At 65.6% G+C, this 9,039-nt stretch carries 9 protein-coding genes; 6 read left to right on the top strand and 3 right to left on the bottom strand.

What is annotated here, in order from left to right; genetic code table 11:
- Window positions 1-41: 41 nt before the first annotated feature.
- From pilB to yacG, 6 genes are read left to right on the top strand one after another with little or no spacing between them, the layout of a single operon-like run.
- Entirely contained in the window at window positions 42-1,709 is a 1,668-nt protein-coding gene (gene pilB / locus O9335_RS06175; RefSeq protein ID WP_298385137.1) for a type IV-A pilus assembly ATPase PilB, read from the top strand.
- 34 nt (window positions 1,710-1,743) lie between these two features.
- Window positions 1,744-2,970: a type II secretion system F family protein gene (locus tag O9335_RS06170; RefSeq protein ID WP_298385123.1), complete on the top strand. Its 1,227-nt coding sequence runs from the start codon at window positions 1,744-1,746 to the stop codon at window positions 2,968-2,970.
- A gap of 3 nt (window positions 2,971-2,973) precedes the next feature.
- Entirely contained in the window at window positions 2,974-3,897 is a 924-nt protein-coding gene (locus tag O9335_RS06165) for an A24 family peptidase (protein WP_298385120.1), read from the top strand.
- A 9-nt stretch (window positions 3,898-3,906) separates the two neighbouring features.
- On the top strand, window positions 3,907-4,509 hold the full coding sequence (gene coaE, locus O9335_RS06160) for a dephospho-CoA kinase (RefSeq protein WP_298385118.1): 603 nt from the start codon (window positions 3,907-3,909) through the stop codon (window positions 4,507-4,509).
- Window positions 4,510-4,531: 22 nt separating this feature from the next.
- Window positions 4,532-5,287 (top strand): cell division protein ZapD, encoded by a 756-nt coding sequence (gene zapD, locus O9335_RS06155; RefSeq protein ID WP_298385135.1) that lies wholly within the window; start codon window positions 4,532-4,534, stop codon window positions 5,285-5,287.
- Window positions 5,287-5,523, top strand: coding sequence for a DNA gyrase inhibitor YacG (yacG, locus tag O9335_RS06150; protein ID WP_298385115.1), 237 nt, complete (start codon window positions 5,287-5,289; stop codon window positions 5,521-5,523). Before zapD ends, yacG begins: the two co-directional genes overlap by 1 nt.
- Before the next feature lie 286 nt (window positions 5,524-5,809).
- On the opposite strand, the gene O9335_RS06145 is transcribed toward yacG, so the two are convergent.
- Genes O9335_RS06145 through tal form a run of 3 tightly spaced genes read right to left on the bottom strand, consistent with a single transcriptional unit; the run spans window position 5,810 to window position 9,017 of the window.
- Window positions 5,810-6,457 carry an HAD family hydrolase gene (locus O9335_RS06145; RefSeq protein WP_298385112.1) on the bottom strand — a complete coding sequence of 216 codons (648 nt, stop codon included), beginning with the start codon at window positions 6,455-6,457 and terminating at the stop codon, window positions 5,810-5,812.
- Window positions 6,454-8,082 carry a glucose-6-phosphate isomerase gene (gene pgi / locus O9335_RS06140; RefSeq protein ID WP_298385109.1) on the bottom strand — a complete coding sequence of 543 codons (1,629 nt, stop codon included), beginning with the start codon at window positions 8,080-8,082 and terminating at the stop codon, window positions 6,454-6,456. Before pgi ends, O9335_RS06145 begins: the two co-directional genes overlap by 4 nt.
- Window positions 8,079-9,017: a transaldolase gene (gene tal / locus O9335_RS06135; protein ID WP_298385106.1), complete on the bottom strand. Its 939-nt coding sequence runs from the start codon at window positions 9,015-9,017 to the stop codon at window positions 8,079-8,081. Before tal ends, pgi begins: the two co-directional genes overlap by 4 nt.
- Window positions 9,018-9,039: the final 22 nt, after the last annotated feature.

Genomic DNA, 9,039 nt, shown 5'->3' with positions numbered 1-9,039 from the left:
CTGCCAACGAAGCCAACACCAAGCTCTCGGGTGCAGCACGGGTGCTGGTCAATGCCGGCAAGCTCAAAGAGCGCGCGGCTGAAGACATCCTCAAGCAGGCCAAAGAGAAAAAGATCAGCTTCGCCGCCGCGGCCGTGGCTGCCAACGCCTTGTCCGCCGCGGAGTTGGCTCACACGCTGTCCCAAGCGTTGTCCATTCCGTTGATGGATCTGGGGGCTGTCGACCCCCAACGCCTGCCGCGCGATGTGCTCGATAGCAAGCTCTCCGCGCAATACCAAGTGGTGGCCCTGGGTCGCCGCGGCAACCGCCTGATCCTCGGCGGCGCCGACCCCACCGAGCAAGAGGTGGTCGAGCGCATCAAGTTCGCCACCCAATTGCAGTCCGACTGGGTGATCGTCGAGCAAGACAAGCTGGCCAAGTTGCTGCAAGGGACGGCCGCATCGGCAGCCGAGTCGCTCGAGAGCATGACCTCGGGCGACATCGACTTCGACATCGCCGAAGAGGAAACCGACAAGAAGGAAGACGCCCAGGAGTTGGCCGATGTGGAAGACGCGCCCGTGGTGCGCTTTCTGCAAAAGATGCTGGTGGACGCCATCAACATGCGCGCGTCCGACCTTCATTTCGAGCCTTACGAATACCACTACCGCGTCCGGTTCCGAATTGACGGCGAGTTGCGAGAGATCACGCAACCCCCCATCGCCATCAAAGACAAGCTGGCCTCTCGCATCAAGGTCATCTCGCGCATGGACATCGCCGAACGGCGCGTGCCTCAAGACGGTCGGATGAAGCTCAAGTTCGGCGCCAAGGCGATCGACTTCCGGGTGTCCACGCTGCCCACGCTGTTCGGCGAAAAGATCGTGATCCGGATCCTGGACCCGTCGTCCGCCAAGTTGGGCATCGATGCCCTGGGCTACGAAAAGGTAGAGAAGGATCGCCTGCTGCACGCCATCCATCGGCCCTACGGCATGGTGCTGGTCACCGGCCCCACCGGCTCAGGAAAAACGGTGTCGCTGTACACCTGCCTGAACATCATGAACCAGCCGGGTGTCAACATCTCAACCGTGGAAGACCCCGCAGAAATCAACTTGCCCGGCATCAACCAGGTCAACGTGAACGACAAGGCCGGCTTGAACTTTGCGGCGGCGCTGAAGTCCTTCCTGCGCCAGGATCCCGACGTGATCATGGTGGGTGAAATTCGAGATCTGGACACGGCGGACATCGCCATCAAGGCCGCACAAACCGGGCACTTGGTGCTGTCCACCTTGCACACCAACGATGCTCCCACGACGTTGACGCGCTTGATGAACATGGGCGTGGCGGCCTTCAACATCGCCTCCAGTGTCATCTTGATCACCGCCCAACGGCTGGCACGCCGCTTGTGCGAGAGCTGCAAGCAACCGGCCGACTACCCCCCGGACGCACTGATTCGCGCCGGCTACCGCGAAGAAGACCTGGACGGCAGTTGGCGCCCCTACCGCCCGGTGGGTTGCTCTGCCTGCAACAACGGTTACAAGGGGCGCGTGGGCATTTACCAAGTGATGCCCATCACTGAGGACATGCAGCGCATCATCCTGAGCCAGGGCACGGCCGTGGACATTGCGGCGCAGGCCCACAAAGAGGGCGTGCGGGATTTGCGCGGCGCTGGCTTGGCCAAGGTCCGCCTGGGCGTGACTTCGCTGGAAGAAGTGCTGTCGGTGACGAACGAATGAGGGCTGGCAGGCCGCCCAACGCATTGGAGGAATGATGGCAACGACAAAAGCAGCCGCGAAGCGCGGCGAAACCGGGCATGTCTTCGAGTGGGAAGGCAAAGACCGCAACGGCAAGACCGTCCGAGGGGAATTGCGCGCTGCTTCCGAAGCGGTGGTCAGCGCGTCGCTGCGTCGGCAAGGGATCACGGTCGGCAAGATCAAGAAGCAGGGCAAGATCGGCGGCAAGTCCATCACGGTCAAAGACATCGCGGTGTTCACCCGGCAGTTGGCCACCATGATGCGGGCCGGCGTGCCCCTGTTGCAATCGTTTGACATCGTGGCCCGCGGCGCGACCAACCCCCGACTCACGAAGCTGTTGAACGACATCCGCCTCGACGTCGAATCGGGCACCAGCTTGTCGACGGCCTTCCGCAAGCACCCCATCTATTTCGACGCGCTTTACTGCAATCTGGTCGAAGCAGGCGAAGCCGCCGGCATCTTGGAATCGCTGCTCGACCGACTGGCGATCTACCAAGAGAAAACCGTGGCGCTGCGCAACAAGATCAAGTCGGCGCTGACCTACCCCATCGCGGTGATGGTGGTGGCGTTCGTGGTGGTGGCGGTGATCATGATCTTCGTGATCCCGGCCTTCAAGGAGGTGTTCACGTCGTTCGGCGCAGACCTGCCTGCGCCCACCTTGTTCGTGATGGGGCTGTCGGAGTTCTTCGTGGCCTATTGGTGGCTCATTTTTGGCTCTCTCGGGCTGGGCCTTTACTTCTTCTTCCAGACTTGGAAACGCAGCGAAAAGATGCAGAAAACCATGGACCGCCTGCTGCTCAAGATCCCGGTCTTCGGCGATCTGATGTTCAAGGCGGCGGTCGCGCGCTGGACGCGCACCCTGTCCACCATGTTCGCGGCCGGCGTGCCCTTGGTAGAAGCCCTGGATTCCGTGGGGGGCGCCTCGGGCAACGCGGTGTTCGCCGAAGCGACGGAAAAAATTCAACGCGAGGTGTCGACGGGGACGGCGCTGACGGCCGCCATGCAAGGCGCCAACCTGTTCCCGGTGATGGTCATGCAGATGTCGGCCATCGGCGAGGAATCGGGCTCGCTGGACCACATGCTGGGCAAGGCGGCCGATTTCTACGAAGACGAAGTGGACGAAGCGGTCGCGGCACTGTCGAGCTTGATGGAGCCCTTCATCATCGTGTTCTTGGGCACCCTCATCGGCGGCATCGTGGTTTCCATGTACCTGCCGATCTTCAAAATGGGTCAAGTGGTCTGAACGATGCCGTGGGATTGGTGGTTGTCGCCGTGGGCGCTGGGTGTGCTTGGCCTGTGCGTGGGCAGTTTTCTGAACGTCGTGGTCTACCGCACGCCGCGCATCCTCGTCCGTCAATGGAGCCGGGAGGCTGCGGAAATCCTCACCTCGCACGAGGAGGTCGCTTCGACCCAGGCCGTCTCGGCGACGGAAGCCAAGGACCTAGCCAAGCGGGCGCAAGCCTTGCTGGACGGCCTGGATCGCCAGCCCCCTTACAGCCTCGCCCGCCCGCGATCGGCATGCCCTTCATGCGGGCACGCCCTGGCGTGGCACGAAAACCTGCCCTTGCTGGGGTGGCTGCGCTTGGCGGGTCGCTGCTCCGCGTGCGGCACGCGCATCAGCGCGCGCTACCCGCTGGTTGAGCTGTCGACGGGCTTGCTCTTTGCGGCCGTCGGCTGGCACATGGGCGCCCTCCCGGTGGCTTTGCTGTGGTGCGGCTTCGTGGCCCTGCTCCTCGCTGCGTCTTTGGTGGATTGGGACACAACCCTGCTCCCCGACACCTTCACGTTGAACCTGCTGTGGGCGGGCTTGGTGGCAGCAGGCTTGGGCTGGACCTTGCCCTTGAACGACGCCCTGTGGGGCGTGGTGGGGGCCGCGGTGGGGCTGGGCGGCATTTCCAAGGGCTGGAAGTGGCTGAGGGGCTTCGAGGGCATGGCCATGGGGGACGTGAAGTTGCTGGCGGCACTGGGCGCTTGGCTGGGGTGGCAAATGCTCCTGCCCATCGTGCTCTTGGCCTCGGCCGTGGGCGCCATCGTCGGCATCGGCATGAAACTGAGCGGTGCCCTGCGCGAAGGCCGCTACGTTCCCTTTGGGCCGTTCTTGGCGGGAGCGGCATTGGTGGTGATGTTCGCCGGCCAAAACCGCGTTCTGCACTGGTTGGGCTGGGCCTGAGAGCGCGCCATGCGCCTGGGCCTGACGGGCGGCATCGGCAGCGGCAAGAGCACGGCTGCCCGGGTGTTGGCGGAGCTGGGATGGCGGGTGGTGGACACCGACGCCATCGCCCGCGCGCTGACCGCACCCGGCGGAACCGCGCTGCCGGCCCTCCAAGCGCGCTTCGGGTCGGCTGTTTTCAACGAACACGGCGAGTTGGATCGTTCGGCCTTGCGTCAACAAGTGTTCACCGACGCCCAGGCCAAGGCCGACCTGGAAGCCCTGCTGCACCCCCTGATCCTGCGTGAGGCCCTGGCCCAGGCCGAGGGGCATGAGGACGTCGTGTTCGACGTGCCGCTCTTGGTCGAGTCGGGCCACTGGCGCCAACGGGTTGATGCCATCTTGGTCGTCGATTGCGACGCGGAAGTCCAGGCGCAGCGGGTCGCGCAGCGCCCCGGATGGACCCTGGCGCAAGCGCGTGCCGTGATGGCCACGCAGGCGAGTCGCGAAGCCCGCCGCGCCGTGGCCGATGTCGTCGTCGACAACAGCACCCCGACCCTGGCGGAGTTTGAAGCCGCTGTGCGCCTGGCCAGCGCGCGGTGGCGGCCCCCTGTGAAAGAATCCTCGGCTTGATTTCGCCCTTCCGGTGCGCCCAGTGCTGCTGTACGAGTTCCCCTTCAACGAAAGCGTCCGAACCCTGCTGCGGCTGGAGCACCTGTTCGACCGACTCGGCCAACTGGTGACGCGCGAGGCCGCGCTCGACCACCACTTCGCCCTGGTGACCTTGTTCGAGGTGCTCGAAGCCAGCGCCCGTGCCGACCTCAAGAGCGAGATGCTCAAAGAGCTGGAGCGCCACAAGGCGCAGTTCAACAGCTACCGAGGCAACCCCGCCGTGTCGGAGGAGGCGCTGGACGATGTGGTCCAGCGCTTGGATGCCGCCTTCCAAGCCCTCAATGCCCAAACCGGCAAGGCCGGTGCCCACTTGGCGGGTCACGACATGCTGATGGGGTTGAAGAGCCGCCTGGCCATTCCGGGAGGTACCTGCGAGTTCGACTTGCCGGCCTACCACGCGTGGCAGCAGCACAGTGCCGCTCAGCGTCGCCAAGACCTACTGCAGTGGATGGATCGCGTGGTGCCCATGGCGCAAGCCGTGGCCCTGCTGTTGTCCCTGCTGCGGGAAACCGGCAGCCCCCACAAGGTGGTGGCCCAAGGCGGGGTTTACCAACAATCGCTCAGTGGCAGCAAACCCCATCAGTTGCTGCGCTTGCGCATCGACCAGAGCTTGGGTCTGGTGCCGGAAATGACCGGCCATCGCTTGATGGTGTCGATCCGCCTCATGCGCCAGGACGCCGAAGGCAAGTTGAGGCTGGCCGCTGAAGATGCTGCGCTCGAATTGAGCTTGTGCGCCTGATGCCCTCACCCAAGCCGCTCGTGGTGCGCTGCCCACGCTGTCAGGGCGAGGCCCTGTTCGACCCCAGCAACCGCTGGCGACCGTTTTGTGGCGAACGCTGCCACACCGGCGACTTCGCCGCATGGGCCAACGAAGAATTTCGGGTGCCTGCCACGGCCGAGAACAGCGACGACCCCAAGGACGTCGCCTTGCCGGGCGACAGCGAGCCCGCGCGGTCGCGTCCGCTCAGTCACTGAGCCTAGAAACGGCAGTTGGACACGGCCGAGTGCGTCGTGATGCGGTGCGCTGGCAAGGCGCGACGACGCAGCGGGCTCGTGCCCGCAAGACTGAGGCCGGACACAAGCAGTCCTGAGGACTGCTTGTGCCTGCCGAAGGCCAGGGCCTCCTGGCCCTGGCTGAGCAACGCCGCCAGCGTGCCGCAGCGCGGTGCAATCGGCCGTGTAGCGCTCACACCCAAGCGGTGATCGTGGCCGTGCGTCAATCTCGATGGGGTGCCAATGACTTGCATGCGGAGGCGAGCGATCAACTGCCGTTTTTAGGCTGAGGCAACCAACCCCCAGCACGCAAGGCGACGGCCAACGCTGGCGCGTCGGTGAAGGCGATGGCCCGCCAGCCCGCCGCCTGGGCTCCTGCCACGTTGGCGGGGTGATCGTCGATGAGCAGGCAGTCTCCCGGGTCCTCGCCAAAGCGCCGCGCCGCCAGCCCGAACAAGGCAGGATCGGGCTTGCACAGGCGCACGTCGGACGAAAACACGCCCGACTCGAACCAGTCGCGCAAGGGGTGCGCCAACTGCAAGGCGCGCGCCAAGGGTGCAGGCATGTTGGACAAGTACGACAACCGATGGCCCGCCGCCTGGAGCGCCTCCATCAGGGCCAGCACGCCGGCTTGGGGCTGCAACTCCTGCTGGGCCGCAGCCACCACCGCGTGCACTCGCTCGGGCGGCCAGCCCAAGCGGGCCTCGTGGCGTCGAGCCAGGGTGTCGACATCGATCAGCCCTTGGTCGAAGAGGCCCCAGTCGCCGCCATAGCCCTGAAAGCAATCGCGCACGGCGCGTTCAATCCATGCCGGCTGTTCGGCCTGCTCAGGCCAGGCCGCCGCCACGACCACCGAGGGGCGCCAGCGGAACAGCACGGCCCCAAAGTCGAACACGAAGCGCGGGGAAGCGTTCACGCCCCGCGAGCCCATCGCAGCGCAGCCGCCGTCGAGGCGTCCAGGCCCGACGTGTCCCCGCTGGCCAGGCGTGGCAGCAGCCGATGGCACAAGGCCTTGCCCAGCTCCACGCCCCATTGGTCGAAGCTGTTGATGCCCCAAACGGCGCCGCTGACGAACACGCGTTGCTCGTGCAGCGCGATCAAGGCCCCCAGGCTGGCGGGCTCCAGTCGCTCCATCAGGATCAATGTGGACGGCCGATTGCCCGGGAAGCTGCGGTGGCGCGCCAGCACGTCGGGCGCCAGCGCCGGGTTCGCCGTGGGTGCTGTTTCTCGCACCGCTTCGTCGAAGGATTTGCCTTGCATCAGCGCCTGGGCCTGGGCCAAGCAGTTCGCCATCAGCTTGCTGTGCTGGTCGGCCAATCGCTCCTTGAGCGCCCCATGCGGCGCAAAGCCGTAGGCGGGCTCGCGCACGGCGATGAACTCCACCGGGATGACATCGGTGCCCTGGTGCAGCATCTGGAAGTAGGCATGCTGCCCGTTGGTCCCCGCCTCGCCCCACACCACGGGCGAGGTGGCAAAGGGCAGCAGGTCCCCGTCACGGTCCACGCGCTTGCCGTTGCTTTCCATCTCCAACTGCTGCAAGTAGGCCGGGAAGCGCCGCAGGCCCTGGTGGTAAGGCGCCACCGAGCGACTGCCAAAACCGTGGAAGTTGCGGTACCACACGTCCAACAGGCCCAACTGCAACGGCAGGTTGAGTTCCGCCGGGGTCTCGGCAAAGTGGCGGTCCAGCGCGTGAGCGCCCGCCAAAAACGATCGGAACGCCTCGGCACCGATGGCAATGGCCAACGGCAGGCCGATGACCGACCACAGCGAGTAGCGCCCACCCACCCAGTCCCAAAAGCCGAACACGTGATCGATGCCGAAGGCCGCTGCGGCCGCTCGGTGGCTGCTGGTGGCGGCGAAGTGGGCGGCCGTGTCGGTGCCCCCTTGGGCCAGGAACCAAGCCTTCGCGGCCTCGGCGTTTGCCAGGGTTTCTTGGGTGGTGAAGGTCTTGGAGGCGACGATGAACAGCGTGCGGTCGGCGCGCAGTTGCGGCAGCACAGCGGCCAAATCGTGGCCGTCCACGTTGGACACGAAATGCAGGCGCAAACCTGGCAGCGCATGGGGTGCCAAGGCCTGAACCGCCATGGCCGGGCCGAGGTCACTGCCGCCGATGCCGATGTGCACCACGTCGGTCAGCTCACCTGCACGAGCCCTGTTGCGCACGGCCTCGGCGTAGGCCAGCATGTCGGCCAACGCCCGTTGCACCTCGTCGCTGTGGGGCCCGGCGCCTGCCGGCGCACGCAAGGCCGTGTGCAGCACGGCACGGCCTTCGGTGCCATTGATGGCCTCGCCGCGGAACTGCGCGTCGCGTTGACCCGCCACATCGCACTGCGATGCGAGGTCGATCAACAAAGCCCGAGTGCGGGCCGTCCAGAGGTGTTTGGACAAGTCCACCCGCAAACCAGCGGCCAGCAGGGTGAACGCTTCGGCGCGCCCCGGGTCGGCCGCGAAGGCTTGGCGCAGGTCGAAGGCATGGCCTTCGGCGTTGAAATGGGCTTGCAAGGCCGCCCAGGCCGGCGTGCGATCGCCCCTCGCGCTCATCGTTGGGCCTCGATCAAGGCTTCGAGCTTGATGGCGTCCACCGCAAACAAACGGATGCCCTCGGCCAGTTTCTCCGTCGCCATCGCGTCCTCGTTCAGGGCGTAACGGAAGGTGGGCTCGTCGAACGTCACGCGCGGGCTGTCTCCACCGGCCTGCAAGGCGCGGGGCAGTGGCGCATCCTGTGCCTGCAGTTGAGCCAGCAAATCGGGGCTGATGGTCAGCAAGTCGCAGCCGGCCAGGGCCTGGATCTGCCCCACATTGCGGAAGCTCGCGCCCATGACCTCGGTCTTGAGCCCGTGCTGCTTGAAGTGGCGATAAATGCGCGCCACCGATTGCACCCCCGGGTCGTTGGCACCGGCGCGCTCGGCCTCCACCCAATGGGCGCCTGCCGACTTCTTGTACCAGTCGTAGATGCGACCGACGAAGGGCGAAATGAGCGTGATGCCCGACTCCCCACACGCCACGGCTTGGCAAAACGCGAACAGCAGCGTGAGGTTGCAGTGGATGCCCTCTCGCTCCAACTCCGCTGCCGCTTGGATGCCCTCCCACGTGGCGGCGATCTTGATCAGCACGCGGTCGCGGCCCACGCCAGCCGCCTCGTACAACGCCATCAACCGACGCGCGCGCGCCAACGTCGCCACGCGATCGAAACTCAGGCGCGCATCCACCTCGGTGGACACACGACCGGGCACGAACTTGAGGATCTCGAGCCCAAAGCGCACCAGCACGCGGTCCACCACCTCCTCCATCGGCAGCTTGGCGTGGGCCTTCACCACGTCGGCCAGCAGCGGCGCGTAATCGGGCTGCTGCACGGCCTTGAGAATCAAAGAGGGGTTGGTGGTGGCGTCACGCGGCGCGAACTGCGCCAGTTGCAGGAAGTTGCCGGTGTCGGCCACCACAACGGTGTGCTGCTTGAGTTGATCGAGTTGGTTCATGGCATGGAGGCAGGGTTCATGA

The organism is Inhella sp., from assembly GCF_027532025.1.
Classification (GTDB): domain Bacteria; phylum Pseudomonadota; class Gammaproteobacteria; order Burkholderiales; family Burkholderiaceae_C; genus Inhella.
The sequence above is the reverse complement of the archived record's forward strand: the minus strand, read 5'-3'. Positions and strand labels throughout refer to the sequence as shown.